We start from the raw sequence: 26,618 nt of genomic DNA on the forward strand, positions 1-26,618 counted from the left end.
GCTCACGCGGCGAACGCCGCGCAGTACTTCGGCCAGTCATGCCCCTTCGAGAAGCACTGCGCGAAGGTCGGGTCGACCGGCGCGCCGGCGAAGGTCCGCTCCAGTTCGAGCGAAACGGACTTGCTGAAGAAGGCGATCCGTACGCTGACCGTGAGGGTGCCCCTGCCACGGACCATCGACTGCTTGCCCCTCTTCTCGTACGTGAGCTCCAGATAGAATTCGACGGACACTGTGACGATGCCCAGCACCGTCAGGAAGCCGTTGCACCGCAGGTAGCCGGTCAGTTTGACGTCGTCCTTGCCGTCGACCTTGGCGAGCATGAAGCGGATGCCCGCCATGATGGAGACCCCACCGCTCGCGACCCCGAGGTCCAGCGCCGCGGCGCCGCCGAACTCGATGGCGCCCTCGACCTCTCGCACGCCACTGGCGTCGACCAGCAGGGAGAAGTAGCCGCCTCCGCCGAACAGGGAGACCGTGAGGTTGAAGGGATGCTTCTGCTCGCAGACCGCGAAGCGGAAAGAGACCGGCTTGCCGTCGAAGGGGATCGCCAGCTCGGCCGACAGGGAGAGATTGGCCAGGTTGAAGACCCCGAGGGCGAGGGTGGGAAGGGCGAGTGTGTATCCGGCACGAATGCCAGTGGTCTGGACGTCGATGAACGCGCCGGCGCCGAAGACATCAGCGGGCAGGGCGCTGCGGAGGGTGTTGACGAACTCCATGGCACCCCGGAATTTCAGCTCCACACCGGAGGCCGTCACGTCGGGCTTCTGACCCGGGCCGGTCTTGAACTTCAGCTCCTCGAACTCCACTCGGGCCATGCCCAGGAAGTCCAGCGCGAAGTGACTCAGGCTGCCTTGCACCGTTGACTTGTCGACGGCGTCCATCGAACGGACGGTCCGGGCGTCCAGGATCAGCGACGCCTTGGACACGTCGATCAGGGCGGCCGGGGGCGGGGCCAACGGCGGCTTCCACACGTACCGCAGTTCCTTGCCCTGTCCATCGGCCAGGTCGCGCATGCGGAGCACGGGCGCGGGCAGCAGACCGTTCGCGTCCGCGAGTATGTTCTCGATCTGCTTGTCGCTCAGCTGCCGCAGTGCGCCGAGTTGGTCCTTGACAAGGCCCTTCAGGTACTTGCTGAGGTCGATACCGAGCAGCTGTGCCCCGCCGAAAGCTTCCCTGATGGCCTGGATGTCGTTCGCATCAGCCACCGCTCCGGTGGTGGGGTCCGTCTTGAAGAGGTCGGGGATGATGCCCGCCTGGCTGGTGATCGTCTTCACCGCGGCATTGGGGCTGGAGAGTCCGCCCGCCTGCTCCGCACCGAAGACGAGCTTGAGCTGGTCCGTCAGATCCAGGTACGCCCCTGCCGGATGCCCGTCCATGGTCTGCCGCAGATACGTGTCGTTGAACTCGACCTTGAGGTTGCCGGCGCTCGGGGTGAACTGCTCCACGGCGGGGACGCGGACCTCAGCGGCCGCAACACAGGGTTGGCCCACTACCGGCGCGCCGTTCGGCCCGAGCCGGAAGGTCAGGGAGCCGACCGCGTGACTGGTGCTGCCGGGAGCGCCGGGCGGGGGCTGCGCCATCGCCATTACCTGGCCATGCAGCTCCCGCTTCTGGCGCTGCTCCATTTTGCCGGGCTCGGCCGGTGTGTTTTCCTTCTCCGGATCGTAGAGGTCCTTCAACTGCTGCTGTTCATTGGTCAGTCCGTCGGGAACGAACACCATCGGCATGGTGAAGCTCACCTTACGGGCCTCGGAATCCGTGCCGATCAGGGTGAACTCATGGTCCTTTCCGGATTCCTTGAGACGCACCCAGAAGGCCGCGAGGTCCGGCTCGTCTTGTTCGGGGGGCAGTGGGGGGTCATGAGGAGGCTTGGGCGGAATGATCAGCGGAGTGACGCGGTCGGTGATGCGCAGCACGTGGAACGGCATCTCGCGTCCCATGTGCTGGAAGCCGTCGGCTGCTCCATACGTCTTCTCCGGCTGCTTGACGATAATGCGGTCCTCCCGCTGTAGGTAGGCGACGATTCCGTCGTCCGGACGCGCGATGAAGAGTCGCTTGTACTCCTGCATGTGCAGGGCCTCATGGCCCGTGGACAAGCGGCCGTGGTGGACGATGCGGACGTACTGGTCACGCCCCAGCCCTGTGATGTGGTCGTAGGCCACCAGAGCCGGGGCACGCCGATCGACCTCCCTGTAGCGGGCGAGGGCAGGATCCGACAAAGGCTCCCAGGCACCGTGCAGATGGGCCGAGGTGCCCATGGGCGTGATGAGGAACTGCTCCGCGCTCAGGGGATCACTGTGGACTTCGAGCGGGCCACCTATTCCTGGCAACGGGATGCGACTGGTGAGGGTCACGAGGTCCTCAAGGACAGGCGCTATGTACGGAGCACCGGGTGGCAGCATCCCGCCGTTCGTGACCATCGCGAAGGCCCGCAACTTCACGCTGCCGTCGGATGCACCGAGCCCGGCGCCGTCCGGTGCGGGGTGCAGCCGGACATGCCACAACGCGGTGCGGCCGTCGGCTTGTTGGGGCTGTGGTCCACCCAACCAGTCCACGGGCTCGTCGTAGCTGATCAACAGCCGGGTGGGGAACTCGATGACGCTTCTGGGGACGCCCTGGAAGACCGTCGTCCCCGGCGTGTCCGGGATTTGTTGGCCATCGGGCACCCTGAGCGGCACCAGGCGCTCCCAGTCGAGCAACCCGTCCAGCGACAGCTCCAGCTCCTTGATGTCGGCCGGCACCGAGAAGGCCAGCCGGGTGGAGCCGGCGGTGACTGCCTGCATGGGAGCAGTGACCCTGCTCAGATCGTCGGGGACCTCTTCCACCACATGCTGCGGCGGCAGACCGACGAGGATGAAGGCGTTCAGTGCGTCGGGGGCTCGCACGAGACGGTGGCGGGCGCCGTCGAAGTGCAGGCCCATGAGTGCGATGTCGACGACAAGCATGTCCGCCGGCCGCACCACCCGGAACGGCCCCTCCGCGACGTCCCCCTCCTGCGGCGGCGGGGGTTCCGGGGGCCGACCCCCAGGGTGGGGGCCAGGACCTGGGCCGGGATGCGGACCGGGACCGTGCGGGGGGCCAGGGTGCGGACCGTGCGGGGGGCCACGGTGTGGGCCGTGCGGCGGACCGAAGCCGCCGCCTGAGCCGCCACCACCCCCACCGAACCCGCCGCCCCCGACGCCACCCCCGAACCCTCCGCCGCCTGCGCGGTCGCCGCGCTCGCCGCCGTGGTCGTCGTGCTGTTCTCTCCCCTCACCGGGATGGTTGCGCAGTTCCTCCCCGAGCCTGAGGGACACAGGACGGCGAGTACGGAATGACATGAGGAACGCCTCACCCGGGCTCATGTGAAGGGGAAGAAGAAGTCGTGCGTGCGGTGAGGCGCGACGAAGGCACCTTCACCTCTCTTCCATGCTCACTCCGGTGGCGGACGCCCGCCACTGGGGAGCGACAGCCGTCGCCGCATCGGCGAGGGCGGCCGGGTACGCGTCCCCGATCAGCGGCGAGGTCTCGCCCGGGACCACGTCGGCCGCCAGGATGGGGTGCGACAGGCGCCGTTGAGACCGTACGGCAGGTGCCAGCTTCCCGACGACCGTGAAGAGCCCGAAGAGATGCCCCGCGACCACGGTGGGACCTTTTCGCGAGGTGGCATCGGCTCCCTTGGCGCCCGTGGGTTCCCGATACCGGCGGACGCCCGACGGCGTCCGGGCCCGACTGCGGCCTCTCCAACCACGGTGACGCCCCTTGGAGTTGCCGACGAGCGCGGCCGGCGGCGATCGGGTGCGGGCCCGCACCCAGGGGTCTAGCGTGGAAAGGGAGCCGCCGTGCCGCCCCTGACCCGGACGACGTCCCGGCCCCCTCCTGCTCCTCTCCCCCAGGCGGATCGCCATGTCCTCCACCGCTCGCATCGCCGGCGCGCTGCCCACGCCAGACGCCGACCCGAGCCTGAGCGTCGTCTTCGCCGGCGGCTGGTCGGTGGGTTACGACTGGACGGCGGACCACGTGGTCACCGCGGGTGCGCCGACCCCTCCGCTCTTCCCAGCGCCGTTCGACCGTGATCTGGACGGCGCGCTGCTCGGCCAACAGGCTTTCACTGACTTCGAGTACGTCTTCCAGGGCGGCAACTACCAGCGGATCAAGCTGGTCGGGCTGCAGCCGGACGGCGACCCCGCCTCGACGGCGGACAACTGGTTCCTGCCGTCCGACTGGACCACACTCGACGCCGTCTTCCCCGGCGGTGGCGTGAAGAGCGGCTTCGCCTACTTCTTCCGCGGCCCGGACTACATGCGCTTCGACTGGCCGGCCAACGCCGCCTCGGTCGGCTACCCGAAGCCGATCGGCCCGAACTGGCACACCAGCGGCGACTTCACCCACGACCTGGACGGCGAGATCACCGGCCTGCGGGCCTTCGGCGCCAAGGCGTATCTGTTCCGGACCGTCACCACCATGGTGAACCGGGACGGCCGACGGACCTCGAGCGGTGGCTTCGTCGTGAATGCGCCGGTCTACTGCCGTTACGACTTCAACCGCGAGGTCGTCGACAACACCGTCACCGATTCCGGCCGACGTCGTCGGGCAGTGGAACGGTCTCTTTCCGCTGCTCGACGCCGGACCCGCCATCGAGCTCGCGCTGGACTGGATCGGCGGGGCCGAAACGGCGGCCGCCGCGACACCGCTCGATCCCGCCACCCTGACGGCGTTCGCGCATCACTTCATGACCCTGTCCCCGGACACGACCGTGGTCAACACGGTCCGCGATCGGCTCCGGCAATTCCGCGAACGGCTCACCGAACTTCCGGACCGGTTCCGATGGACGGCGGACCTGGGCTTCGCGGCAACGACCACGCCGGGCACACTGACGGAGATCGGGAATGAGTTCTCGGCACTCATAGGGCGTAGTGTCGCGGAGTTCATGCGTTTGCAGAACCTCATCAATACCGCTGACGACGCCTTCCGTAAGGCCGTGAAGGTTGACTGGCAGAGCGAGGCCCGCGACCTGTACGTCAAACGGCTGAAGGAGGCCAAGGAACTCACCGACGCCCTGTCGGAAGCTTTGCGCACGGTCAGCACGACACTCGCGACGTACTCGGAAGCAGTCACCACCGCCAAGAGCCATTACAAGAGCGGCAAGGTCACCGAGAAAAACTGTCCGAGGTGATGTCGCGCGAAGCCACCGCGATCACACCGACGGCGCGGCCTTCCGCTCCCTACCTGACTTCCAGAGTCCCATCAAGGACCCGGGGCAGTTCCTGAAGAGCCTGGGGCCGCTGCTCACCGAGGCGCACCAGGCAAGCGACAACCCCTACGCGCAACTGCCTGGCGCTGGACCGAAGGTGGACGTCATCCCCACCATGGGCGGCAACGTCGTGGCGAACGAGATCCTTTCGCGGATCGAGGCCCGCATCGACGGACTACCGAAGGCCCAGGGCAACAACTACTGGATGTGTCCAACGACGACGACAAGCGTCGTGAGTACATCTCCGCCAACAGTGACCTCATCAGGGCCGCCGCACACGATGCCGGCCTCCCGCCCGAGATGGTCGCCGGCATCGCCTGGCAGGAGGTCGAGGGTGACCCTGGCCGGATCGACGATGCTGCTTTCGAAGGTCGGAAGATCCTTCCCGGACAAGAGGACCCCGACGACACCTCGACGGGTCCACTGTCCATCCAGGTGCGCCGCGCCGCCGAGGTGCTCGGCTACGACCCGCACCACCTCACCGACATGCAGCGCGACGTCGTCGTGGGCGCCACCAAGGACCCGTCGAAGAACATCTTCATCGCCTCGGAGTACCTGGCCCGGCTGAAGGCGGAGAGCGGATTCGCCGACGTACCGCCAGAACAGATGACCCGAGCTCAAATGCAGGAACTGGCCGCCCGCTACAACGGCGGACCCTGCTACGAGGACCCGAACGCTCAGGGATACGGTCGGGGCTTCGACAGGAAATTGGACGACGCGAAAGAGGCGCTGCGGTGAGTTCAAGCGCAGGCTCGACGACCGAGGTACACGAAAGTCGACGGCCACGCGTCTCCAGCCGGATCGGCACCGGCGTGTGCGCGGTCGTCCTCGCCCTGACAGCCTCGGTCACCGGCTACGTCGTGCTCACGGCCTTCATGGTCGAGCCAGACGGCCCTTGGGACCGACAAGCCATTACCAACTCTCATGTCGCGGCCGTCGTCAGCTTGGCCTTCTGCTCTGTGATGGCCCTGTTGACGTGGGTTTTCGTCAGGGCCGAGTGGCTCGGCAGGTGGTGGTACACCGTCCCCGTGGTGCTGGCAATCGCGGCATTGCTGCGGCTCACGCTGTTGGCACCCAGTCGCTGATCACCCCCCTCGCCGCCCGTCGTCAGATGGTGAACAGCACGGTGTTGGTGAAGATCGGCACAAAATGCGCAAGGCGGGTCCGACAGTGGCCTCCCTGCTGGGCCCGCCACCGGGCAGCGTCGCCGAGGTGGTGCCCGATCTTCCCTGGCCGGCGCACTGCTCTGCAGGATCCCGCCGACACACGGCAGCACAGCGGCCTCGCTCGCCGCGCTCTGGGCCTGGTGCCGTGGGTGGAACGCCGGCCATCACCGTCTCCGCGCCCTGGCTGACCGCTGTTCCGGCACCGAATCCGCTCCTCCGACTCCCCCACCCCGCCGTCACTTCCCCGCCCCACGTTTTCACCGGTGCGCCGCCCGTCGCGTTCGTGTCCTCCTCGGCCTTGCTCGCAGCCGGCCTCGGCAGCAGGCGTCGCAACAACTCGGGTGCACTTTCCTGGGCGGGTAGGACGGCGGCGGCGTAGAGCAGGGTGCGGATGTCGTAGGTGGTGGCCGGCCGACCGCCGAGGAAGGCCCCGATGGGGGCGGCGCACACGGCCGGCATACGGGAGGTGGAGGCGACGCGGCCCATGAGGTGGGCCGGGACGATCGCCTGCCGGAGGGAAGAGGCGATGCCCGCACCGAGCAGACCGCCGGTGGCCTCCGCCGTGAGGAACAGGCCCAAGCCGTAGGTGTCGATGCCGAGGCGGTCGTGCGCGAAGAGGGCGAGGACGCTCTCCACGGCGAGGAAGGCGATGTTCCCGACCGCCGGGCGGAGCGCGAGCCCGAGCAGCACACGGTCCCGGAAGATGTACGAGGCCCCGGCCCGCACCTGCCGGAGCAGCGACTCGCGGATCTGCGGCACGGGCCGGGGCAGGGCGGGCCGCGACCGTACGAGCAGTGCGCAGAGCAGGAACGACACCGCGTCGGCGAGCAGCGGAACCGCGCGAGCGCGAACAGCCGGCACCGCTTGACGGCCGGCCGACAAGGCTTCCGTCGCGTGTTCCGGACGGATGGGCCGGTGTGGTGTCGTCCAACGACGTCCCGCTCTGACTGCACTGACGCACTGGAGAGGCTGCCACAGCGTCACCCGGTCCTGGCCCGCCACGAACGGCGCCCTCCGGGCGGGGGCGGCGTTCGTGACGGACCATGGTCAGGTCACCTCAGGTAACCGAGGATCGTCATCATGCCGCTTTCCGAGTGGTACTGGTTGTGGCAGTGAAGCATCCACAGGCCCGGGTTGTTCGCGTCGAAGTCCACGACCAGCTTGCGGTGGGGCAGGACCAGCGCGGTGTCCTTGCGCGTGCCGACACCGTCGATGCCGGTGAGCGCGAAGGTGTGGCCGTGCAGATGGAGCGGGTGCCACATGTCGGTGGCGTTGACGAGGGTGAGCCGTACCCGTTCGCCGGCGCGTACGGGGTGGCGCCTGCGTGGGTCGTAGGGCTGGTGGTCGAAGCCCCAGTCGTATTTCCGCATGCCACCGGTGAGGGTGAGGCGCATCTCGCGGTCCGGTTCGCGGTCGTCCAGTTCCACGGATTCATCCGGTGCGAGGCGACTTGCGGGGAGAACCCGTCGGTCCAGTTCGTCCGGGCGGACGCTTCGTCCGGGAAGACTTCTTCCTTTGTCGGTGCGCAGCACGGCGAGGGCTTGGCCCTTCTTGCCCTCGGCGAGTGCGACGAGGGGGAAGACGCCGTCCTTGACGGTGACCAGGACGTCGTATCGCTCGGCCATGCCGATGAGGAGAGCGTCGGTCTGCGTGTGCTCCACGGGATAGCCGTCGGTGTGCGTGACGGTCATGGTGTGACCGCCCAGTGCCACCCGGAAGGCGGTGTCGGAGCCGGCGTTGATGAAGCGCAGCCGGACGCGGTCGCCGGGGCGGCATCGGAGCGACTGGGGGTTGCTCGGCGGGCGGCCGTTGGCGAGGTAGTAGGGGTAGGCCACGTTGCCGCCCTCGCTGTTGAGCGCGCGGCTGTAGGAGTTGTGCAGCACCCGGGAGGGGCCGGCCGGGGACCGTCCCAGGTCCCTGGCCATGCCTCCGTGCATCATGGAGGTGCCTGTGCCGGGCTGGAGTTGGTCGAGAACCTGGTCGGGGGTGGAGCCGTTCACGCCGTCGAGCCAGTCGTCCAGGAGGATGACCCATTCCTTGTCGTAGGAGAGGGGTTCCTTGGGGTCCTCGACGATGAGCGGGGCGTACAGGGCGCGGTCGGGCTGGAGTCCGACGTGGGAGTGGAGGAGGTAGGTGCCGGGGTGGGAGACGGTGAAGCGGTACGTGAAGTCGGCGCCCGGGCGGATGGCTTTCTGTGTCACGTCGGGGACACCGTCCATGTCGCAGCGCAGCTGCACTCCGTGGGCGTGGAGCGTGGTGGTGACCGGCAGGTGGTTGGCGAGGGTGAGGTTCAGGACGTCACCCGCGGTGACGCGCACCACCGGACCGGGCAGCGTCTCGTTGTAGGCCCAGCTGCGGACGACTTGCCCGCCGAGATCCAGCCTGGTCTCGGCGGCGGTGAACCTGAACCTGCGCATCGGGCCGAGGCCGCGTCTCCGTTCGGCGGCGAGGACCTCCGGACCCGACGGGTCGACATATTGCCCGGCCGCTGGCGCGGCGAAGCCGGCCTCGCTGAGCCGGTTCTCCTCGGGACCTTGGTGTGGTCGAGGAGCGAAGTCGGGATGGACAGGCAGGAGTCCGACGCCCGCCGCGGCGAGCGGGGCACGGAGCAGGGTACGCCGCGAAGGAGTGTGCATGGCTGCAATAAGACATTGTTTGCAGGGTTTTCAGGGGAAATGTGGGGTTGTACGTCGGTGGTGTCGGCCTGCAATGCGCCAGTTGGGGGTGTCTCCGGCTGGCTGGCCTCAGGGTCCGTTGCCGCCCAAGCCGTGCGCTGCTGACCGCTCCCGGCCCACTGGCCTACGCCCTGCACCCCCGACTACGCGTCGGCCCCGCCACGGACAACGCGCTGCGCTCCGCGCCCATCCCCCCGGCGGAGAGGGTGAGATCCGCCGGATCGCGGCGTCCGGCGCACGCCTCGCCATCGCCACGAACCCGTTCACGCTCCCGAAGATCAAGCAGATCGTGCAGCGGCTCGGCGGGGTCGTCATCGAACGCATCTCACTGCCGGACACCTCGGTCCCCGACGGACTCGGCTACCAAGTCCTGGTCGTCGTAGTCCCGTCAAGTTCTGCCGCGGCTCCTCCAGGCGGGAACACGTGCCGGATCGGCGCCGTTGCGGTCGGCGGCCGGCTCTGTACCTGGAGCTCGAGAACGGCCCTCAGGAGCTCGCGCATATCAGCGGGAAGATCCGCTAGTACTACATCAAGATCATGCTGGAAGACCGGGTGCTGGTCGAGCTCCCGCCGTACGACCTGACGCGCGGCCGGATCGTCTTCCGGTACCGCAATTAGCGGAGGTCGGAACCTTCCGCGGTAGCTGATGCCGGGGGGCCGGTCACGGCGTTTTCCGTGGCCGGGCCGGTGAGGGCTCGTACGGCTGCGGCGGCCACCGCTCCAGCCGCCGCCGGCAGGTCCGGCCCGAGCCGAACCCAGGCTCCAGGGACAGCAGTTGCGAGGCGATGTCGTCGTGCAGCACGTACGGGATGGGCACAGCCGGTCCGGCACCGGCCGCGGGCCGGGAGCCTTCAGGGGCCGGGAGCCTTCAGGGGCCGGGGCGGCAGGAGCGGCGCGATGAGCGCCCCCAGGTCATCGTTCACCGTCCACGGCCGGCTCGGCCGGCAGTCGGTCATGAGTCGGCGTACTCAGGGGCAGCTGGGTGTCTGGTTGCGCTGGGTGAGACCGGGCAGCCACTGACCGCAACGACAGTCGTATACGCGGCGCCGTGGGCGGGGGCTTCGCTGCTTTCGGTGCAGCGCGCGCGTGGCACCCGGCGTACCACCGGCCGCGAGAGTGACCGGGGCGGCCCCATACGGGTGATGCGGGGCGTGTCGGTCTCGCGCGCGGGGACAGGTCCGTTAACGGGCGGCAGCAGTTGCCCCTGCTGAAGGGTGACGACGACTCGTGGGTTCCAAGAAGAGGGCGATGGCTGCGGGTGCGGCGGTTGTGGCGCTTGCCGGCACGGTGGGGGCGGGAGCCGGCACGAGCGCTGGTGCGGACGGGCCTCGCATGCGTGCCCCGATGCTGAGCATGGTCAGTCTCGGCGACTCGTACTCGGCGGGCTACACCCGCCTCGCCGGTGATCCGGCGGAGCCTGACGAGGCCGGGAAGTCGGGATGCGAGCAGACGCTGGGCTCCTACCCCTACGTGCTGAGGGACGAGCTGGCGGGCCGGCTGGGGCGCGTTGCGAATGTGACGTGCGGAGGAGCCAGGACCGACGACATCCTCGGCACGCCGCAGAAGCCGACCGGGCACGCATCGCTCGACAGGTTCGGCATACCCCAGCCTGATCCACTGACGCCGTTCCCGCTGCGCGCACCGCAGATCGATGCGGTGCGCCCCGACACGGACGTGGTCACCGTCGGCATCGGCGGCAACGACTACTTCAGCCTCCTGGCAACCTTGTGCTTGGAAGCCGACGCCGCCGACGACGATCCCGGCCGGTGCCAGGACAACCTCAAGGACGGGCAGTACGCGGGCCTTGGCCTGCCCGCTGACGACCCCGGCCTCGACGGGCCGAGACAGGCGCTGGCCGGCAGGTACCGGACACTGCTCGGCGAGCTGCACGCCAGGGCGCCGCACGCACGCATCTATGTGGTCGGCTACCCCACCGTGATTCCTCGGGACACCGGCACGTGCGCCCCCAACTCCCAGGAGCTGTTCACCCTCGACAGGGAAGACCTCGACTGGTTGCGCCAGATCCTCGACGGGGTCAATGCCGTCATGGCCTCCGCGACGGCAAGCGCGAACGAGCAGGGGGTGCCGGCACAGTTCGTCGACACGCACCACGCCACCGTCGGGAAAGACGCCTGTGCCCCGCGCGACACGAAATGGGTGGAAGGCTACAGCGAGAAGATCGGCGTGATCGGCGCAGGTGGATGGGGAGATCCCGCACTGATCCACCCCAACTACCTCTATCACCGGTACGTCGCACGACAGCTCGCCCAGCGCATCAGGCGTGACGTCGCCGCCCCGTCCGTCGGCGGGACGGACAAGAGCAGCCGGACGGCCGGACGTGAAGGTGAACGGCGTAAATCGAAGGTAGGAGCGGTAGCGGTGTCCTGACGCCCACGCCCTCCGATATGCATGCCGTGCACGGTGACGTCGGGCAGGACGAGGGTCTGGTGCTCGTCGTGTGGTGGGTGGCCGGGGCCGGGGCCCCGGACCGCAGTGAGGACAGGGGCGCTGTTTCAATCGGTCGACGATCGCCCAGTCCACCACGTGCGACAGCTGGATGTACGTCCTGTCGCCGGACGCCGAAGTCCGCCCGTCCGGTGCGGCCGGCAGAGTCCTTCACCCCCGGAATCGCTTTGACCCCGGCCACCAGGGCCAGCGCCTTGTACGCGGCGGGACGCAACCCCTGGGGCAGCACGGGCCACTTCAGGGGCTCACCGAGCATGAAGTAGGCGTCGTACCACTCCTGTGCGGTGAGGTCGCTGATCGGCTTGCTGGACGTTCCCACGCCGGTGATGGCCGGGATGAGCTTCTTCGGGTCGGTGGGCAGCTCCTCCAGCTTGCTCCACTCCCGAGGCGGCCACACGCCCTCGCCCTTCTTCAAGGTCAACGCCCGCCAGGGCCGGCGAACCGCGCGAGGTGGTCACCCTCTGGGCACAGACGCCGAGGGTGCGGGCCATACCGACCGGGTCCATCCCGGGGACGCCCGGCCAGGAGCGCTCGTCGAAGGCGTTCCACGGCAGGACTGCGACACGTACGCCCTGCCGTCCGCTTGCGGCCGCGCGGCAGACCTTCGTCTCCGGACCACTCGACGCGAACGTCCACACACCCAGGTGACGGTTGGTAAAGTCCATGACCGCCAGGTCGAATGTCGGGACTGTAAACTGGGTGTTCTGGGCTTCCTCCATCTTGTTCAGCGAGTCGTAGGTGCAGATCACCGTCAGCGCCGAGATGTGGTCTTCCCCCCTCCCCCACGACCGACATCAGACCGGCCAGCGCAGCGGGGTCGGCAGTCGACATGACCCGGGGCCGCCGCCAGGCCTGCACTTGCGCTCATGGTGCTGGCGGGGCGAGCTCGGGAACGGTCAGGCAGTGAGCAGGGAGTCGTCCTGCGGGCGGGCGCCGGGCAGCTGATGGCGGGCGGCGATGAGCGCGGCGTCGATGTCGCGGGTGCCGGTCGCCACGCACAGGGTGTAGGCGACGTCGTCCATGCGTCGGCGCACTGCAGAGCTGCCGTCTTCGGCCCGCAGGATCCGCAGGGTCTCGTACCGCTCGATCAGGTTCTTCAATACGGCGGGGTGTGCCATGAGCATCGAGAGCCTCCCTCATCCCACACATCACATGGTCTGGACACCGACCCGTGCCCCGGCTCCCGGCCGCCATGCCCACACATCCCGGGTAAGGCGGCCAGGGCCTGGGGGAACGCCCCGCTCAATTCGTGGACAGCGCCTGTAGCAGCTCAGCGACCTTGGGGTCGGGCAGGGAGCATGCGAGGTCGGCCTGGGACACCATGCCGACCAGATCGTGTCCGTCGATCACGGGCAGGCGGCGTATCCTGTGCTCGGTCATCGTGCGCAGAACCTCTTCCACATCGTCGTCGACGCCCATGGTGACCACCTCGCCCTGGGCGAGGTCACCGGCGGGACAGGTGGCAGGGTCCTTGCCCGCTCCGAGGACCTTCACCACGACGTCCCGGTCGGTCAGCATGCCGTGGAGCTTGTGGTCGCCACCGCAGATCGGCAGCGCCCCGACTCCGAGGTCTTTCATCTTGCGCGCGGCGTCCAGCACCGACTCCTGCGCGCCGACGCACTCGGCCCCGCCGTTCATGATGTCCCGCGCCTTCGTCATCGTGCTCCTTTCGTCGGCCGGCAACCCGGGCCCGGCCAGGGGTGCAGGCTGCGCGGTCCCGTCAGTGGTGTGGCGTGGGTGCCCAGTCGCCCGCAGCAGTAACGCCGGAGGCCGGAGCCGAGAGGCGAACCAAGGTTTCGAAGGGATCGGCGCCCTCGGCCGCCGGCCGCCCGACGTGCTCGCGTTCACTCCGCCGGCTCTGCATGAGGAAGAGGCGGTGCGGCCGGACAGGGCAGCCGAAAGGCGCGCTGCGGTGGAAGCCATCAACGTGGGCGGTCAGGGTAGGCGGTAGTGATCCCAGCCGTTCGAACGAAGGTGGTGCCCTGCCATGGCTGAAACCCAGGACGTCGTCGAACTCATCCTTCAGGACCACCGGCGCATGGAGGACCTGTTCCGTCTCATGCGCAGCGTCGAAGCCGACCGGGCCGCCGCACTCCAGGAGTTCGCGGACCTGCTGATCGCCCACGCGCTGGCCGAGGAGGCCAAGGTCTATCCCGCCCTGAAGAGGTACAAGAACATCGACGACGAAGAGGTCGAGCACGGCGAGCACGAGCACGACGAAGGCAACAGCGCCCTCCTGGACCTCCTGGAGGTCGAAGAGGTCGGCTCCGAGGAGTGGGACTCCAAGCTGGAGAAATTGGTGGAGGCCGTCACCCACCACGCCGACGAGGAGGAGCGCACCATCCTCAACGGCGCGCGTGAGAACGTGGCCATGGAGCGGCGCGAGGAACTGGGAGCAGCGTTCGTGAAGGAGCGCGAGCGTCAGCTGAAGGCCGGCTGCGGCTCGGCCGACAACGTGCGCCGCATCGTCAACTCCTGATCGCACCCCGGGCGCGGGGCGCCCCGCGCCCGGGGGCCTGGAGGCCGGGGGCCCGGGGCCCGGGCCCCGCTTCACGGACCGGTTGAGGCTGGCCCGCGCCGCCTCCAGCTGGGCGGGGACGCGACGCCCAGGAAGAGCCGTCCCGATTCAGGTGGCCCGACAACGGCAAGGCACGTGCTTGGTCACCGAGGCCCCTGGCTGCGGCAGCTCACCGGTAGCCCTTCGCACAGCAACGGGGCTCCTGGGCCGCGCCCGCAGTGCCGCTGCGCGCCGGCGACCGGATCCAGCCTGCTCCTGCACGCCCCCGGCGGTCTTGCCTTTCGCGCCGGCGACATCAGCACCCGTGTCCAGGTGGCGGTGGCCACCAAGGCGAGCGTGGACATCGCCACCGGCATCCTCGCCGAGCCCGGCGACCTCCCCCTCCTTCGCCACTTCGGGCGCGGAGCGGGTGCGAGGATCCGCAGGAAAGCGGCCCGCCGCGGCCGGCCGACTTGTTGCGGCCGCGATGACGCGGGCCTGCTCCAGGTCAGTGATCCTTCGACCCTGGTCGGTTCAGTGGGCGGCGCGGCGGACATCTCCTGATGCGGTTGATCCCTTCTGACCCAGAGGTGCCCCATGCGTGTACGTACCCTTCTCGCCGCCTTCTTCCTTGCCGCCACCGCGGCCCTCGGATGCGCGGCCGCCTCAGCAGCTCACGACGGCCCCGGCCCGGATGCGGTCAACGGCATTCCGGTCTCCCCCATCCTGGGCATCCCCGTGGGCCTCTACTGCCACACCAACACCGTGCTCGGCAACGCCCCGTCCTGCGAGGAGTAGCCCCGGACCCCGAGGTGCCCTTCCCGGCACCAGGGACAACTAGTCACGACCAGGCGAAGAGCTGGCCGGCGGTGGTAAGGCCGAGGAAGAACGCGAAGGCGATCCGGCGGGTCGGTGGGGCTCGCCTCGACCGCGTGGAAGTTCGCCGAGTTACACAGAGCCCGTCGCCGAAGCTGCGGGGTCAGACTCGCCCGCTGACAGTGCTCGACCGCCTCTACCCGAGCCAGCGATGACAGGCCGGGCCGAGAACACCAAGATCAATCTCAGCGCCGGCCGCTGTACCGATGGTCCCCGAGGCCGGAGAGGCTCGCAAGTTCGCGAAAACTGAAGGAACTTCGGCGGGAACTCACGGGTCTGTCGCCCTGATGTCAGGGGATGGACCCGTGGGTTCGCGGGGAAGTCGCGGGGCCGGGCTTGGTGAATGCTTGCCGGCTGTGCACGAGCAGCTCACGCATCCCTGGGCTGTGCGTGCTCTTCCAGATCAGGGCGAGCAATGCGGGTGTATCGACGTCAGCGATGGTGCGGGCGGTGAGCCGGTCGCTGTAGCGCCCAGCCATGGAGTCGCTGAGGATGGCGACGGCGAGCCCGCGGGCCGCGAGGTCGGCAATGGCGTCCGCGGCGCTGGCTTGCAGCGCGATCGCGGGTTGGAGATTCTGTGCGACGCAGGCCTGGTCGAATACCGTGCGCAGGCCGGTGCCGGGCGGCATGCACACGATCGGGTAGGCGACCAGGTCGCGCAGGGTGACCCGCCGCTGTTTCGCTAGGGGGTGCCCGGCCGGGACTGCCACGACGAGCCGCTCGCTGATGATGGTCAGCGCGTCCAGCCCCTCGGGGGTGGCGGCTGCGGCCCCGACGAGTGCCAGGTCGACTGCACCGGTGCGTACCCCCTCGACGAGCCGGTCCGAGCTGTCCTCCAGCAGCGAGATCTCCACACCGGGATGTGCCTGGTGGAACGCGGCGAGGGCGTCGAACAGCAGGGTGAGGGTGCAGCCGATGACCATCCCGACGGTGAGCCGACCCCGGATCAGGCCGGTCACCTCGCCCACCGCCTGGCCGACTGCTCCAGCAGCGGCGAGTGCGGCGCGGGCGTGTTCGAGTGCGGCCTTTCCCGCGACGGTGAGGGTGACGGTGCGGGCCGACCGGTCGAACAGCTCGGCGCCGAGTTCCCGTTCCAGTTGGCGGATCTGGGCGCTGACGCCGGACTGGCTGATGTGCACCCGGTCGGCTGCCCGGGTGAAGTTCTGCTCCTCGGCGACCGCGACGAAGTATTCCAGCTGCCTCAGCTCCATGCCTGCAGATTCTAGTTTTCAGAAGATTCATCTGTTGGACTTCTGATCAGTCGGCGGCCACGCTGGGAAGCATCGAAGCCCGACGTCAGGAGGAATTCATGCCGGAGTACGAGAAGGCCATGCGTCCTGAGGACATCACCCGCTTGTTCGTCGAACGATCCAACGCCGGTGACGCGGCCGGGGTCGCCGCACTTTACGAAGAGGGTGCGGTGATGGCCTACCCGCCCGGCGACCAGACGGTGGGCCGGAAGGCGATTCGCGCGCTGTGGGAGAAGGTGCTGGCCAACCGTCCCCGTTTCGAGCAGGAACAACCGCTGCCGACGCTGATCAGCGGTGACATAGCCCTCACCTCGACCCCGCCGAAGGACGGGGCCGGTGCCCGGGCGCAGGTTGTCCGGCGCCAGCCTGATGGAAGCTGGCTGCGCCTGCTCGACCAGCCCGAGTTCGTCCCACCCAGCCGCTGACCCCTCGCCTCCGTGAGTTCGCGGAACTGAAGGCTGTCGGGCGTGGCCCCGAAGGGTCGGTGCCGCGGTCTTCTCGTCGAGGCCGAAGACCTCTGCCAGATGGAGTGGGTCAGGGCCCTTGAACATGGCCTCTTCGAGTTGGCGGTCGACGCGGAGTTTCTCCAGGGTCGCGTCCTGGCCGCGCATCGCAGCGCTGATCCAGTGGTTGCCGGCGCGGCCGGTGGTGTTGGCGGTCTGGTTGTTGATCAGCAGGTGGAGGTTCGCGGTGTTCGGCCACCGGCTGCGCCGGTGCTCCAGCCAGTCCAGCAGCAGCTTCAGGGTGAGGTCGTCGAGCGGGCGGACGCGTCCGGCGATGGTCAGCCGACGGTTGCCGAGGTCGACGTCGTCGAGCATGAGGGTGGCGATCTGGGCGACCCGGGCGGCGTGGACCGCCGCGAGGGCGAGGATGAGCCGCGTCGCCGGGGTGGTGGCCGCCGCGACGGAGCGGTCGACCTTTTCGGGCACGAGTGGTTGCAGCACGGCGTACTCGTACTGCCCGACCTTGATCCGGCTGGTGGGGTTGCGGAAGATCAGTCCGTTCCGCTTGGCCCAGCCGAACAGCGGGCGCAGGGCGACGAGTTGGTCGTGTCGCTGGTGGCCGTGCAGTGTCTTGATGTAGGTGAGGACGTCGTCGCGGGTCACTTCCCGCAGATGGTCGTAGCTATTCGACCAGTCCAGCAGGGCCGGGCGGACTCGGTTGAGGTGGAGCCAGACCGTGCCCTGTCGTCGCGGGAGGCTGCGGGGGCCGCCGTCGCGCAGGATGCGGGTCCAGCGCTCGGCCTCCGAGCGGATGCCGGGTGCGAGGCCCTCCAGCCTCGCGGCGAGCCAGCGTTCGAAGGAGGGTTCGCTGTCGTCTTCGAAGATCCCCATCTCCTCCAGGACCGCGACGGTGTGGCCGACCGGCAAGTCCAGGGCCCGCAGCGGGGTGAAGATCTCCGTGTGCCGGATGACGTCGCCCTCGATGTAGCCGGTGAGGACGAGGGCCAGGCCGCAATTGACGGCGAAGCGGATGTTGCGCCCCCAGCCGCGGGCCTCGGCGAGCCGGTGGGCGAGGTACTTCGCCCAGGTCAGCCAGTGGCCGGCCAGGTCGGCGTCGGCCAGGGTGAGCCGACTGTAGTCACGGGGGATCTGCTCGAACAACGGAAACTGCCGCCAGCCGGGATCCGGGCGCCAGGCCGGTGCGGGCGGCGGCTTGCGCGGGGCTCCCCACCGTCCTCCGCGCCGCCGTGCCGAGGGCGTCGGGCTTCTGCGGTAGTGCATCCCGACGAAGAACAGCTGGTGGTGCCGGACGGCGGCGAGCCGATCCCGCACGTCCGTCTCGTCTGCCGACTGGCCGGCGACGGCCTTCGCGCTGAGGCGGGCCTGGCACCAGCACAAGCGGCAATAGTTCCACTTCAGTGGCTGGATTCGGCAGCAGCCGGCGCATGTGGCCGCATCGTGACTGCGACCGAACATGTAGCAGGTGGGCAGAGGCGGCCACTGAAGTTTCCCCAGGCCAGGCAGCTCTCACAGGAGTCGATGGGCTTGACGTGGCCCTTCGGGAACCGTGCCACCTACTCACTCCGGCGGCAGCGACCGGCCGCCACGGCGCTTGGGGACCACCGCTCGTGCGGCGGTCCCCGCACCAACCGCGGCTCGCTCCGTCCCCTCCGCCCGCCCCGGGCGGCGGACCTTCTCCGGCTCGGGGATCAACAGGTCACCGATCTCGCAGCCGAGGACGACGCAAATGACGTCCAAGTCCTTGAGCTTGAGCGAGACCGGCTGTCCGGACCACAGCCCGGACATCTTCCCCGCCGAGATCACCAACCCGTGCTCGGCCAGGCTTCGTTGGAGTTCGGACGCCTTCCAGATACCCTTGTTCGCGGCGGTCAGCCGCAGGTTCCACCTCATCGGATCAGCCCTTCCAGCCGCTTCGCGGCTCGCTCGGTCCCGGCGGCCCAGGCGTCCTCGACCCGGGTCTGCTGGACGTGGACGTACCGCATCGTCGTGGCGATCCAGGAATGCCCCAAGACCTCCTGAAATTGCGAGCAAATCCAGCCCGTTCGTTGCCGTCCACGGCGATGCCCCAGGGACGGTGCAGGCTGGCTGCGCGGATGGGCGAGTTGGGGCCGACGCTGCCGCTGCTGGAGATCTCGGTGATGCTGGGGGTGTCGGAGTCGGAGGTCCAGACGTTGCCGAGGGAGTCAATCGTGATCCCCTTGCCGCCGGCCATTCCGCCGCCCGTGATCGGGGAGTGCAGGGTGGGTTTCCCGTCCGGGGTCAGTACGGTCACGCCGCGGAGGTTGTTGATCCAGGCCCTTCCCTGCTGGTCGGTGGCGATGACGAAGGGATGGTCGATGCCCTCGGCGGTGATGCTCTTGGCGGCGGCCGGGTTGCCGGCCGGGTACGCGGTGATGCTGCGGGCCCGCCAGTTGGGGACCCAGATGTTTCCGTGCTTGTCGGCTGTCAGGCCCTGAGGTCCGTGCAGGTCCCCCTGGGTGAAGCCACTCGAAGGGGACAAAGGCTTTCCGGCGGAGGTGAACTGGGACAGGGATTTCCCGGTGTCCTTGTCGCCGAGGTTCGCGACCCAGATGCTCTTGTCGGGGGCGATGGCGATGCCGAATCCGGGCAGGTTGAGCCCCCCGCCCTCGAACGGACACCGACCTGCTGCGGAAGCTCATCTCCGACCACGGAAAGATCCGCAGCCGCCGGGTGACACACGTGACGCGTCAGCAACAGCGGCAGATAGCGCAAGCGGTCAAGAACGCACGCGAGATGGCTCTACTGCCCTACAGTTCCCGATAAGCGGCCCGCGTCAGCACCTATCGCGTCGTGCGGACCCGACGGCCCGGCAACCTGCCCGGCCATCGTGACACCCAGTACCGGCGGCCGGACTGCCGACGCACCCGGGCTGCCCCTGGTGTGCCAGGTAGGGCAGGAGCGCCCCGGTTGTCAGGCGCTGCCGAGCAGCTCGCCCCAGCGTCGACGTTGACCAGCCAACCGCCGATCCGGGGACCTCGCTGAAGATCGCCGCCGACCGCTCCTTTCGAGCGCCCCTATCGGTGTCAGGTGCTGGTGTCAGCGGGCTGGCCGCTCCTGCATGCATGCGAGTGAAAACTGTGCGCGCCGCGGCATGTGCGACGAGGCCCGGGCATACATTGGTGTGTTTTTCCAACAAACAGGCATAAGCCCGTTTTGGTGAAGAAGGGAGCATGTAAGGGTGAAAGAGAAGTGCAGGGTTGCCGCCTCACTGGCCGCCGCAGTCGTCATGACGTGTGCCGGAGTCGGAACAGCACACGCTGCGAAACAGCCCGCGGCAGCAAACGGCATGACCACCCGCGTAGGCATCGCATCCGTTGGCGGGTGCGAGAACGGCCACGACTGTCCGAAGCCCACTCCGGTGCCGACGGGATGCTTCGACATCGACTCGGCAGTCCAGGATCCGGACAAGTACCTCTCGGTGGTGTGCGACGGGCGGGTGTACGTCCTGACGGTCAGAGAGGCGCCGCCCTCGGCTCCTCAGCCTGTGGGCGACTGGCAGTTCGTGGGCGGCCCGACCAACGTTGTCGACGCCACACTGTCGACGCGCGCCAACGAGGTCTACGTCAGCGTGCTGACCGCGACCGGCACCGTGTTCCAGGGCGTGTGCACCGCGACCGAACCGCTCACGGTACCGTGCACCTTCACGCAGATGCCCACGCCTCCGTGACACCGTGTGACATACGAATCTGCTGCGGCGTCCTGAGAAGCTGAGCTGACAGCCAGTTTCACATAGCTGGCGCGACTGGGCGCGGTCAGGCGATCAAGGTCCTCACGGCCTGCCGGTCACAAAGTGTCAGAGCCCCGGCTGGTGATCACTAACCGGGGCTCCAAGCTGCATGGACCAGCCACCGCACCTGAACCTGGACGTCATCCCCGAGCCGACGGCGCGGTCGGCGACCTCAAGTTCGCTTCCCTTCCTCGAGACCGTCCGCCAGGTCGGCCAGGGCAACGTCTTGGTCGTGCACATCTCGCTGCTGCCGCACATCGGCCCCTCCGCAACTCACGATCGCCCCACGCGGTCGGGGTGGCGGCCGTGGCTGCACGAGGAAGGCACCAGGGCCGTGGACGCCGCCCTCTGCTGGCGGAGAGGGCCGTCCCCCACCCGGCGCGGCCCGGCTGGCCCGAGCACCTGCGTCTGGCCCACGCCGCCGTCCCCTACGACCGGCTGCTCGCCCTGGACGCGCGGCCGATGCTGGTGCTGGTGCTGGTGCTGGTGCTGGTGCCGGAGACGATCATCCTCGACCACAAGCCATCGTCGTCTCCACCTCATTCCTGGCCGCCTGCGAAACCTTCGGCGTCAGCGTGCGGCCCGCACCGCCGAGGTTTCCGGCCGCGAAGGGCGCGGTCGAGCGGACCTTCGGACGTATCAACACGCTGTTCGCGCAGCACGTCGCCGGCTACACCGGCCCTCATGTCCTGGCACGCGGCAAGGCCGTCGCACACGAAGCCCAGTTCACCGTGGTCCAGTTGCATGAACTGCTGCAAGAGTGGATCACCGCGTGCTGGCAGCAGTCTGGTACGTGTTGAAGGACGAGCTGGCGGGCCGGCTGGGGCGCGTTGCGAATGTGACGTGCGGAGGAGCCAGGACCGACGACATCCTCGGCACGCCGCAGAAGCCGACCGGGCACGCATCGCTCGACAGGTTCGGCATACCCCAGCCTGGTCCACTGACGCCGTTCCCGCTGCGCGCACCGCAGATCGATGCGGTGCGCCCCGACACGGACGTGGAGTTCGTCGACACGCATCACGCCACCGTCGGGAAAGACGCCTGCGCCCCGCCCCGCACGAAATGGGCGCAAGGCCACAGCGAGAAGATCGGCGTGATCGGCGCACGTGGATGGGGAGCTCCCGCACTGATCCACCCCGACTACCGCTACCACCGGTACGTCGCACGACAGCTCGCCCAGCGCATCAGGCGGGACGGCGCCGCCCCGGCCGCCGGCGAGACGGACAAGAGCAGCCGGACGGCCGGACGCGAAGGTGAACGGCATACCCAGAGGCAAGCAACGGTGTACTGACCCCGCCCACGACATCCGGCGAGCGTGCCGGGAATGGTGACGCCTGGCAGGACGAGGGTGGTGCGGTGCACCGTGAACAGGGAGCTGCACTGTCCGCCCGTCGGGCATCCGTGCCGAGGCCGTGCCGGGAGGTGCCCGGCATCCCCGTAGCCGGCAGGCCCGGGCACTGAGGTCTCAGGTGCTGAGCGGTATCAGGTGCTGAGCAGCCGGTTGAAGAAGGACCTATAGCGGCGCAGCGCCCCGCGCAGTTGCTCCGTGTCGACTTTTTCGCCCTCGCCCCATTGGCCCTCGAGGTCCTTCTTGTGCTGGGCGAAGGTGGTGGCCAGGGTCTGCATGACTTCCGCGACCAGGGTGTCGGCGTCGTGCACGGCCGCACGGGGGTCGTCCACGAACCGGTTCTGGATCGTTTGCCAGCGGTCGCGGAAGCCTCGCTCCTCGTCGTCCGTCAGCAGTTGCGGCAGCTCCTCGTCCTGTGACCTGTCGGGGGGCGCCGCTTCGGACGCGTCAGTGGTCGACTCGCTGCCGCGGCTCTCTGTTCCGGCCGCGGAGGTGTCCGTGGGGGTGGCTGTGGCCTCACCCGGATAGGTGGGCGCTTGTGCGGGCGCTCCTTCTGCGGCGTGGCCCGTTTCCCCGCCGGCCGGCTGTGCGAGATCGTCAGTGGACAGGCCGCCGCTGCGGCCCATGTCATCGTTTCGGTGCATGTTCGCCTCCATGCGGGATCATCGTCGGGTCAGGACCGGGCGGGCTGGGCCCGGCCGCCACCGTCGGCAAGCAACTCGTCGAACAGGGCGCGGTAGTGCACCATGGCGCCCCGCAGCTGCTCGGTCGTCGCCCGGCTCCGAGTGCTGACGGATTCCACCTCGTGAGCGGCGCGGTAGTGCTCCAGGGTGCGGCCGTGCTCCACCGACAGGTCCTTCATCTGCTGCTCGAACCCCTCGGTCGGGTAGCCGCGGTCGTGCATCAGGGAAGTCACGAGCCGGTCCGCGTCGTGGACCGCATCCTCCGGCTGGTCCACGAACTCCTGCTGGATGCTGGTCCACTCGCGCGTGTAGCGATCCCGCGAGGCGGACGGCAGCGGTTTGATCTCCAGCGAGTCGTGCCGCCGCTCGCGCTGCCTCAGCTCGCGCTCAGCAGCCATCCGGCTGTCCGCGCCTTGGACCGTCCGCTCATACTCCGGACCGAAACGCTCACGGAGATGGCGGCGTCGCGTCATCAGTGAGAGCGCTACAGCAGCCAGGGCGACCACCACCACGATCGGGATGATGATCGCCAGAAGCGTTCCCGTAGACATGACCACTCACTCCTCGGGAAGCAGTGATGTGCGCCCTACGAGTTCCCCCGTGCACGTACTTCACCCGCCGCATGCGGCGCTCATGCCCAAGCGGCACAGCACAGCATGGGGACCAGGCCGTGGTGGGTGGTGTGCGCCTTGTCGAGCGCTGCCGCCCGCGATTCCACCTGCAGCGACGGTCCTGTCACTGTGCCCCCGATGAAGATCCCGACTCAGCCGTGCCGTGAGTGATGGCCTTCTGTTCCGGGACGCCGCCTTCTGCGAGCGCGGCGAGGCAACGCGATCAGATCGCCGTCGTCATCCGCATGGGAGAAGAGCCGCTCCGGCTCGGGACGCGGGGGCACCTCGGTGAACGTGCGGGGGACGGCATGCCCGGTGTCGGCAGGGGCGGGGTGACGCGGCCAGAACGGTGGAAGAAGTCGGGCCGGAAGACAATCTTGTTCGATTACATGCCCTTCGGAGGCCCCCTCGGGGCCGAGGTCGGGGTCGAACTCATGGTGGGTCCGCCGGGGGGGGCGGCGGCGCGCAGGGCAAAGGGGCCCGTGTTCCGCACATCTGCGGCCGATGCGCCGCCACATGCACGCTTTCGGCCACGCTGGCTGGAATGCTGGAACAGGGCTGACCATAGAGGCAGAGGGGGTGAGGGCGTGGACGACGAGAGCATGCTGCAGGCCCTGACCGGGATGCTCGAGGAGGGCCACCTCGTCGGTTTCGATCAGCTGCCGGATCTCATCGCCCGGCATGCCGCCCGGGCGGGCCTGGCCGCCATCCGTCTTTACCTGGTCGACCTGCGCGAGCAGGTCCTGCGGGAAGTGACGGGGCGCGGTCTGGACGCCGCCCAGGGCGGGGAGGTGTTCCCGGTGGAGGGCACGCTGCCCGGCTGGGTGTTCGCCCATAGCCGCGCCCAGGCAGGGGGCGAGGGGGACGACCGCTGGTGGGTGCCGGTGCTGGACGGCACGGCGCGGCTGGGCGTGATGCGCGCGGATCTGGCCGGCGGTACGAGCCTGGAGCGGCTCCGGGTGGTGGCGTCCCTGGTGGGGCTGCTGATCGTCAGCAAGCGTCCCAGCAGTGACGCGGCCGCCCGGCTGTCGCGCGTTCAGGCCATGAATGTCGCCGCGGAGTTGGAGTGGAATCTGATGCCGCCACGCTCGTTCGCCAACCGTGACGTGGTGATCGCGGCCGCGATGGAACCGGCCTACGAGATCGGTGGGGACGCCTTCGACTACGCCGTCGCCGGCGACCAGGTGCACCTCGCCGTTTTCGACGCCATGGGACACGACAGCCGGGCTGGGCTGACCGCCAACCTGGCCGTGGCCGCCTGCCGCAATCACCGCCGTCAGGGAGATGATCTGGTCACCACCGGCGAGCGCGTGGAACAGGTGCTGCTGGAGCACTTCGGGCACCACACCTATGTCACCGCGATCCTGGCCGACCTCAACGCTCACACGGGGCTGCTGAGCTGGATCAGCCGCGGCCACCATCCTCCCGTCCTGATCCGCGCCGGACGCTGGACGACCTCCCTGGCCTGTCACCCCGCCCACCCGCTGGGAAGCGACCTCGGCATCGCCGCCGTGCTGTGCCGCGAGCAGCTGGAACCCGGCGACCGCATCCTGCTCCACACCGACGGCGTCATCGAAGCCCGCGACCCCTCCGGCCGCGAGTTCGGCCTGCAGAACTTCACCGACTTCATCATCCGCCACCACGCCGACGGCCTGCCCGTACCCGAAACCCTGCGCCGCCTCATGCGCGCCGTCCTGGACCACCACGGCGGCCAACTCCGCGACGACGCCACCGTCCTCTGCCTGGAATGGCACGGCCCCAGCCGCAACCTGCAACTCCACCCCCGCGGCAGCGGTACCCCAGTCGGCCAGGGCGAGTGCCAGTAGAGGGCAGCGGACAGCCCGGCGGCCACCTGGAGCTGGCGGCGGAGCACGAGACGGCGTGTGACGACGGCAAAATGCGTTTCCACGCCACCACCATCGCCCTGCCGGGGCCTGTCCTTGAGCCCAGGCAAGCTGAAGCAGCCGCGGGCTCAGGTTGGTCAACTGCGCCGGAGGATGAAGTAGAAGGCGCGGCCGTGGTCGGAGGGTTCGCCGCCGGTCATGATGCCCATGAGGGTGGCGGGGTCGGCTGCTTTGAAGTAGTCGATCACAGGTCTGCCGTGGTACAGCAGCGCGGTGGTGACGTAGTTGCGGAAGGGGAGCATCCGCAGTCGTCCCCCGCCTGGGGATGCTTCGGTGTCTGGGTAGAGGCGTCCCTGCTGGCTGCGGCAGATCAGTGGTTCGACGTCGTCGGGGGAGTTGAACCTTTTGCCGTACCAGAAGCGCATGCCCCGCAGCCGGCGTTGTGCGGAGTGGCCGGTGTCGAGCGGCGTGCCGCGCCAGGTTCCGAGGATCTCCCCGGGATGAACGCTGGCCAGGGCTTCCCACAGGGCGTCCAGTTCCGCGGCTCGGCGCGATCTGCCGGTCGGCGAGGTGGGGCACGAGGTGAGGGCGGCCTCCCCGGGAACGCCGGGCGGGCTGGTCGGCGATGTCGAGTGCGAGCCGTACGCCGGCCGTGGCGGTCGTCTTTTCTTCCCCGCCGTCGTCCTCGTCGAGCCCGGGAGCGATCGGGTCGCGCAGCGGGCGCACCCACACGTCGTGCCCAGCCGTGGGATGGGGTGGATGGTGAGGTGAATGCCGGGCAGGCGCACAGGATGACCGCGTCCCCTGCTCCTCGTGGATGAGTTCATGACCTCTTCAGCGCACGACGCCACACCCACCACGGCAGAAAGCCGTCTACGCGACGAGGTCGAGCGGCTGCGCACCGAGAACAGACAGCTCCACCGGGCCCTCGCCTCGCACGCCGTCGTCGACCAGGCCATCGGCGTCCTGACGGTCCTGGGCCAGATCACGCCTCAGGACGGCTTCACCGTGCTGCGCGAGGCCTCCCAGCACACCAACACCAGACTGTCCGCGGTCGCCGAGCAGGTCCTCAAGCACGCCCAGGGCGCGGCACTGCCCGAGGTGCTGCGAGCGGAACTGCGCGCGGCCCTGGCCCGCCACACCGGCCCGCGGTCAGACTCCTCACCCTGATCCGTGCGGCCGCTATGGCGTCTACTGCCAGGGGCGGGGGACGTCGGGAGGGTCGGCCAGGGCGATGCGGGCACGGACACGTTTGCCGCCCGGCTCACGATGTGCCTCGAAGCTCTGGGCGACGGCCATGACGATCTCCAGGCCGTGCTGGCCCACCCGGCCCCCATCGGCCGCCCGCGCCACCGGCAGCACCGGATCACTGTCCCGCACCACTATCTCCACCGCCCCGCCCGCAAGCGACAGGTCCACTGACACCGGGCCCGGAGCGTACTTGAGAGCGTTGGTGACCAGTTCGCTGACGACCAACTGGGTCAGGTCCAGGACACGCTGCGAGACGGGCAGGCCGTGCTCATCCCGCACTCCGGCCAGGAAGTCAGCGGCCAGGAGACGGGCCCGGGCGATACAGCCGCGGTCCCCCTCCAGGGCCACGACGATCCGTGGAAGGCGGCCTCTCGGTGCTGTGCCGTCTTCCCTCACCAGACCTGACCCCATCCGGCCGCCTTCTCCGTCCTAAACCCTGCTCGAATACCCACCGATCCCCCGGGGCACGCCTTTGATCTGCTGTTGGATCTTCCACACGCGGGCAT

General features: G+C 68.9%; 28 protein-coding genes and 3 pseudogenes. 16 read left to right on the forward strand and 15 right to left on the reverse strand.

Annotated features, from left to right (window positions below):
- Positions 1-2: 2 nt before the first annotated feature.
- Positions 3-2,945 carry a hypothetical protein gene (locus tag FHS34_RS09575; protein WP_184963248.1) on the reverse strand — a complete coding sequence of 981 codons (2,943 nt, stop codon included), beginning with the start codon at positions 2,943-2,945 and terminating at the stop codon, positions 3-5.
- A gap of 450 nt (positions 2,946-3,395) precedes the next feature.
- Positions 3,396-3,623 (reverse strand): hypothetical protein, encoded by a 228-nt coding sequence (locus tag FHS34_RS09580; protein ID WP_184963250.1) that lies wholly within the window; start codon positions 3,621-3,623, stop codon positions 3,396-3,398.
- 262 nt (positions 3,624-3,885) lie between these two features.
- Between FHS34_RS09580 and FHS34_RS09585 the strand changes: the two genes are divergently transcribed.
- From FHS34_RS09585 to FHS34_RS09600, 4 genes are all read left to right on the forward strand, one after another.
- Positions 3,886-4,872, forward strand: coding sequence for a hemopexin repeat-containing protein (locus FHS34_RS09585; protein ID WP_184963252.1), 987 nt, complete (start codon positions 3,886-3,888; stop codon positions 4,870-4,872).
- Between the two features lie 37 nt (positions 4,873-4,909).
- A complete protein-coding gene (locus tag FHS34_RS09590; RefSeq protein WP_184963254.1) occupies positions 4,910-5,155 on the forward strand; it encodes a hypothetical protein in 246 nt (81 codons plus the stop codon).
- 285 nt (positions 5,156-5,440) lie between these two features.
- Positions 5,441-5,971, forward strand: coding sequence for a hypothetical protein (locus FHS34_RS09595; protein WP_184963256.1), 531 nt, complete (start codon positions 5,441-5,443; stop codon positions 5,969-5,971).
- On the forward strand, positions 5,968-6,318 hold the full coding sequence (locus FHS34_RS09600; RefSeq protein ID WP_184963258.1) for a hypothetical protein: 351 nt from the start codon (positions 5,968-5,970) through the stop codon (positions 6,316-6,318). The genes FHS34_RS09595 and FHS34_RS09600 overlap by 4 nt, the downstream gene beginning before the upstream one ends.
- Before the next feature lie 441 nt (positions 6,319-6,759).
- Here FHS34_RS09600 and FHS34_RS09605 read toward each other — a convergent pair.
- Positions 6,760-7,275: pseudogene (locus FHS34_RS09605) on the reverse strand (MFS transporter); the annotation flags it as partial.
- Positions 7,276-7,451: 176 nt separating this feature from the next.
- Positions 7,452-9,035 carry a multicopper oxidase family protein gene (locus FHS34_RS09610; protein WP_184963260.1) on the reverse strand — a complete coding sequence of 528 codons (1,584 nt, stop codon included), beginning with the start codon at positions 9,033-9,035 and terminating at the stop codon, positions 7,452-7,454.
- A 504-nt stretch (positions 9,036-9,539) separates the two neighbouring features.
- On the opposite strand from FHS34_RS09610, the pseudogene infA reads away from it, so the two are divergent.
- Positions 9,540-9,692 (forward strand): annotated as a pseudogene (infA, locus tag FHS34_RS09615) (translation initiation factor IF-1); the annotation flags it as partial.
- Positions 9,693-9,735: 43 nt separating this feature from the next.
- Here infA and FHS34_RS09620 read toward each other — a convergent pair.
- The gene (locus FHS34_RS09620; RefSeq protein WP_184963262.1) at positions 9,736-9,891 is read right to left on the reverse strand and encodes a hypothetical protein; all 156 of its coding nucleotides are present in this window, start codon (positions 9,889-9,891) and stop codon (positions 9,736-9,738) included.
- Positions 9,892-10,301: 410 nt separating this feature from the next.
- On the opposite strand from FHS34_RS09620, the gene FHS34_RS09625 reads away from it, so the two are divergent.
- On the forward strand, positions 10,302-11,462 hold the full coding sequence (locus FHS34_RS09625) for an SGNH/GDSL hydrolase family protein (RefSeq protein WP_221508763.1): 1,161 nt from the start codon (positions 10,302-10,304) through the stop codon (positions 11,460-11,462).
- 323 nt (positions 11,463-11,785) lie between these two features.
- Here FHS34_RS09625 and FHS34_RS44410 read toward each other — a convergent pair whose 3' ends face one another.
- The 3 genes from FHS34_RS44410 to FHS34_RS09635 form a co-directional block, all read right to left on the reverse strand.
- On the reverse strand, positions 11,786-12,259 hold the full coding sequence (locus FHS34_RS44410; protein WP_505383585.1) for a DUF8841 domain-containing protein: 474 nt from the start codon (positions 12,257-12,259) through the stop codon (positions 11,786-11,788).
- Positions 12,260-12,436: 177 nt separating this feature from the next.
- On the reverse strand, positions 12,437-12,664 hold the full coding sequence (locus tag FHS34_RS09630) for a DUF5133 domain-containing protein (protein WP_184963265.1): 228 nt from the start codon (positions 12,662-12,664) through the stop codon (positions 12,437-12,439).
- 118 nt (positions 12,665-12,782) lie between these two features.
- On the reverse strand, positions 12,783-13,199 hold the full coding sequence (locus tag FHS34_RS09635; RefSeq protein WP_184963268.1) for a CBS domain-containing protein: 417 nt from the start codon (positions 13,197-13,199) through the stop codon (positions 12,783-12,785).
- A gap of 328 nt (positions 13,200-13,527) precedes the next feature.
- Here FHS34_RS09635 and FHS34_RS09640 point away from each other — a divergent pair, with 328 nt between their 5' ends.
- The 3 genes from FHS34_RS09640 to FHS34_RS09650 all read left to right on the forward strand — a co-directional run bounded on the left by FHS34_RS09640 (position 13,528) and on the right by FHS34_RS09650 (position 14,835).
- Positions 13,528-14,019, forward strand: a complete 492-nt coding sequence (locus FHS34_RS09640) for a hemerythrin domain-containing protein (protein WP_184963270.1) — start codon at positions 13,528-13,530, stop codon at positions 14,017-14,019.
- A gap of 357 nt (positions 14,020-14,376) precedes the next feature.
- Positions 14,377-14,601 (forward strand): hypothetical protein, encoded by a 225-nt coding sequence (locus tag FHS34_RS09645; protein ID WP_184963272.1) that lies wholly within the window; start codon positions 14,377-14,379, stop codon positions 14,599-14,601.
- Positions 14,602-14,634: 33 nt separating this feature from the next.
- Entirely contained in the window at positions 14,635-14,835 is a 201-nt protein-coding gene (locus tag FHS34_RS09650; protein ID WP_184963275.1) for a hypothetical protein, read from the forward strand.
- A 368-nt stretch (positions 14,836-15,203) separates the two neighbouring features.
- Here the strand turns inward: FHS34_RS09650 and FHS34_RS09655 are convergent, their stop codons facing one another.
- On the reverse strand, positions 15,204-16,124 hold the full coding sequence (locus FHS34_RS09655) for a LysR family transcriptional regulator (RefSeq protein ID WP_184963277.1): 921 nt from the start codon (positions 16,122-16,124) through the stop codon (positions 15,204-15,206).
- A 98-nt stretch (positions 16,125-16,222) separates the two neighbouring features.
- Between FHS34_RS09655 and FHS34_RS09660 the strand changes: the two genes are divergently transcribed.
- Entirely contained in the window at positions 16,223-16,588 is a 366-nt protein-coding gene (locus tag FHS34_RS09660) for a YybH family protein (RefSeq protein WP_184964235.1), read from the forward strand.
- A gap of 1,596 nt (positions 16,589-18,184) precedes the next feature.
- Here FHS34_RS09660 and FHS34_RS09670 read toward each other — a convergent pair.
- On the reverse strand, positions 18,185-18,517 hold the full coding sequence (locus FHS34_RS09670) for a helix-turn-helix domain-containing protein (RefSeq protein ID WP_184963279.1): 333 nt from the start codon (positions 18,515-18,517) through the stop codon (positions 18,185-18,187).
- A 4-nt stretch (positions 18,518-18,521) separates the two neighbouring features.
- Complete coding sequence (locus FHS34_RS09675; RefSeq protein WP_184963281.1) at positions 18,522-19,127, reverse strand: NHL repeat-containing protein; 606 nt, start codon at positions 19,125-19,127, stop codon at positions 18,522-18,524.
- A 134-nt stretch (positions 19,128-19,261) separates the two neighbouring features.
- Between FHS34_RS09675 and rpsR the strand changes: the two are divergent.
- From rpsR to FHS34_RS09695, 4 genes and pseudogenes are all read left to right on the forward strand, one after another.
- A pseudogene (gene rpsR, locus FHS34_RS09680) lies at positions 19,262-19,411 on the forward strand (30S ribosomal protein S18); the annotation flags it as partial.
- 415 nt (positions 19,412-19,826) lie between these two features.
- Positions 19,827-20,315: a hypothetical protein gene (locus FHS34_RS09685; RefSeq protein ID WP_184963283.1), complete on the forward strand. Its 489-nt coding sequence runs from the start codon at positions 19,827-19,829 to the stop codon at positions 20,313-20,315.
- Positions 20,316-20,950: 635 nt separating this feature from the next.
- A complete protein-coding gene (locus tag FHS34_RS42415; RefSeq protein WP_225817409.1) occupies positions 20,951-21,175 on the forward strand; it encodes a hypothetical protein in 225 nt (74 codons plus the stop codon).
- Entirely contained in the window at positions 21,148-21,666 is a 519-nt protein-coding gene (locus FHS34_RS09695; RefSeq protein ID WP_184963285.1) for a hypothetical protein, read from the forward strand. The genes FHS34_RS42415 and FHS34_RS09695 overlap by 28 nt, the downstream gene beginning before the upstream one ends.
- Before the next feature lie 191 nt (positions 21,667-21,857).
- Here FHS34_RS09695 and FHS34_RS09700 read toward each other — a convergent pair whose 3' ends face one another.
- Together FHS34_RS09700 and FHS34_RS09705 are read right to left on the reverse strand one after the other, a co-directional pair.
- Positions 21,858-22,367: a hypothetical protein gene (locus FHS34_RS09700; RefSeq protein WP_184963287.1), complete on the reverse strand. Its 510-nt coding sequence runs from the start codon at positions 22,365-22,367 to the stop codon at positions 21,858-21,860.
- 29 nt (positions 22,368-22,396) lie between these two features.
- Positions 22,397-22,957, reverse strand: a complete 561-nt coding sequence (locus tag FHS34_RS09705) for a hypothetical protein (protein ID WP_184963289.1) — start codon at positions 22,955-22,957, stop codon at positions 22,397-22,399.
- Between the two features lie 647 nt (positions 22,958-23,604).
- On the opposite strand from FHS34_RS09705, the gene FHS34_RS09710 reads away from it, so the two are divergent.
- Entirely contained in the window at positions 23,605-24,843 is a 1,239-nt protein-coding gene (locus FHS34_RS09710) for a PP2C family protein-serine/threonine phosphatase (protein WP_308288275.1), read from the forward strand.
- Between the two features lie 155 nt (positions 24,844-24,998).
- Here the strand turns inward: FHS34_RS09710 and FHS34_RS09715 are convergent, their stop codons facing one another.
- A complete protein-coding gene (locus tag FHS34_RS09715; RefSeq protein WP_184963292.1) occupies positions 24,999-25,688 on the reverse strand; it encodes a GXWXG domain-containing protein in 690 nt (229 codons plus the stop codon).
- On the opposite strand from FHS34_RS09715, the gene FHS34_RS09720 reads away from it, so the two are divergent.
- On the forward strand, positions 25,687-26,031 hold the full coding sequence (locus tag FHS34_RS09720) for an ANTAR domain-containing protein (RefSeq protein WP_184963295.1): 345 nt from the start codon (positions 25,687-25,689) through the stop codon (positions 26,029-26,031). The genes FHS34_RS09715 and FHS34_RS09720 overlap by 2 nt on opposite strands.
- Positions 26,032-26,052: 21 nt before the next feature.
- Here FHS34_RS09720 and FHS34_RS09725 read toward each other — a convergent pair whose 3' ends face one another.
- Positions 26,053-26,523 carry an ATP-binding protein gene (locus FHS34_RS09725; RefSeq protein WP_184963297.1) on the reverse strand — a complete coding sequence of 157 codons (471 nt, stop codon included), beginning with the start codon at positions 26,521-26,523 and terminating at the stop codon, positions 26,053-26,055.
- Positions 26,524-26,618 lie beyond the last annotated feature (95 nt).

It is taken from the genome of Streptomyces echinatus (genome assembly GCF_014203595.1).
GTDB lineage: Bacteria > Actinomycetota > Actinomycetes > Streptomycetales > Streptomycetaceae > Streptomyces > Streptomyces echinatus.

Bases quoted from the DNA above. Each gene is read 5' to 3' on its own strand.
- FHS34_RS09575 (WP_184963248.1), bottom strand. From the start codon at position 2,945: ATGCTTGTCGTCGACATCGCACTCATGGGCCTGCACTTCGACGGCGCC.
- FHS34_RS09585 (WP_184963252.1), top strand. From the start codon at position 3,886: ATGTCCTCCACCGCTCGCATCGCCGGCGCGCTGCCCACGCCAGACGCC.
- FHS34_RS09590 (WP_184963254.1), top strand. From the start codon at position 4,910: ATGCGTTTGCAGAACCTCATCAATACCGCTGACGACGCCTTCCGTAAG.
- FHS34_RS09610 (WP_184963260.1), bottom strand. From the start codon at position 9,035: ATGCACACTCCTTCGCGGCGTACCCTGCTCCGTGCCCCGCTCGCCGCG.
- FHS34_RS44410 (WP_505383585.1), bottom strand. From the start codon at position 12,259: ATGGAGGAAGCCCAGAACACCCAGTTTACAGTCCCGACATTCGACCTG.
- FHS34_RS09630 (WP_184963265.1), bottom strand. From the start codon at position 12,664: ATGCTCATGGCACACCCCGCCGTATTGAAGAACCTGATCGAGCGGTAC.
- FHS34_RS09635 (WP_184963268.1), bottom strand. From the start codon at position 13,199: ATGACGAAGGCGCGGGACATCATGAACGGCGGGGCCGAGTGCGTCGGC.
- FHS34_RS09640 (WP_184963270.1), top strand. From the start codon at position 13,528: ATGGCTGAAACCCAGGACGTCGTCGAACTCATCCTTCAGGACCACCGG.
- FHS34_RS09650 (WP_184963275.1), top strand. From the start codon at position 14,635: ATGCGTGTACGTACCCTTCTCGCCGCCTTCTTCCTTGCCGCCACCGCG.
- FHS34_RS09655 (WP_184963277.1), bottom strand. From the start codon at position 16,124: ATGGAGCTGAGGCAGCTGGAATACTTCGTCGCGGTCGCCGAGGAGCAG.
- FHS34_RS09660 (WP_184964235.1), top strand. From the start codon at position 16,223: ATGCCGGAGTACGAGAAGGCCATGCGTCCTGAGGACATCACCCGCTTG.
- FHS34_RS09670 (WP_184963279.1), bottom strand. From the start codon at position 18,517: ATGAGGTGGAACCTGCGGCTGACCGCCGCGAACAAGGGTATCTGGAAG.
- FHS34_RS09700 (WP_184963287.1), bottom strand. From the start codon at position 22,367: ATGCACCGAAACGATGACATGGGCCGCAGCGGCGGCCTGTCCACTGAC.
- FHS34_RS09705 (WP_184963289.1), bottom strand. From the start codon at position 22,957: ATGTCTACGGGAACGCTTCTGGCGATCATCATCCCGATCGTGGTGGTG.
- FHS34_RS09720 (WP_184963295.1), top strand. From the start codon at position 25,687: ATGACCTCTTCAGCGCACGACGCCACACCCACCACGGCAGAAAGCCGT.
- FHS34_RS09715 (WP_184963292.1), bottom strand. From the start codon at position 25,688: ATGAACTCATCCACGAGGAGCAGGGGACGCGGTCATCCTGTGCGCCTG.
- FHS34_RS09725 (WP_184963297.1), bottom strand. From the start codon at position 26,523: ATGGGGTCAGGTCTGGTGAGGGAAGACGGCACAGCACCGAGAGGCCGC.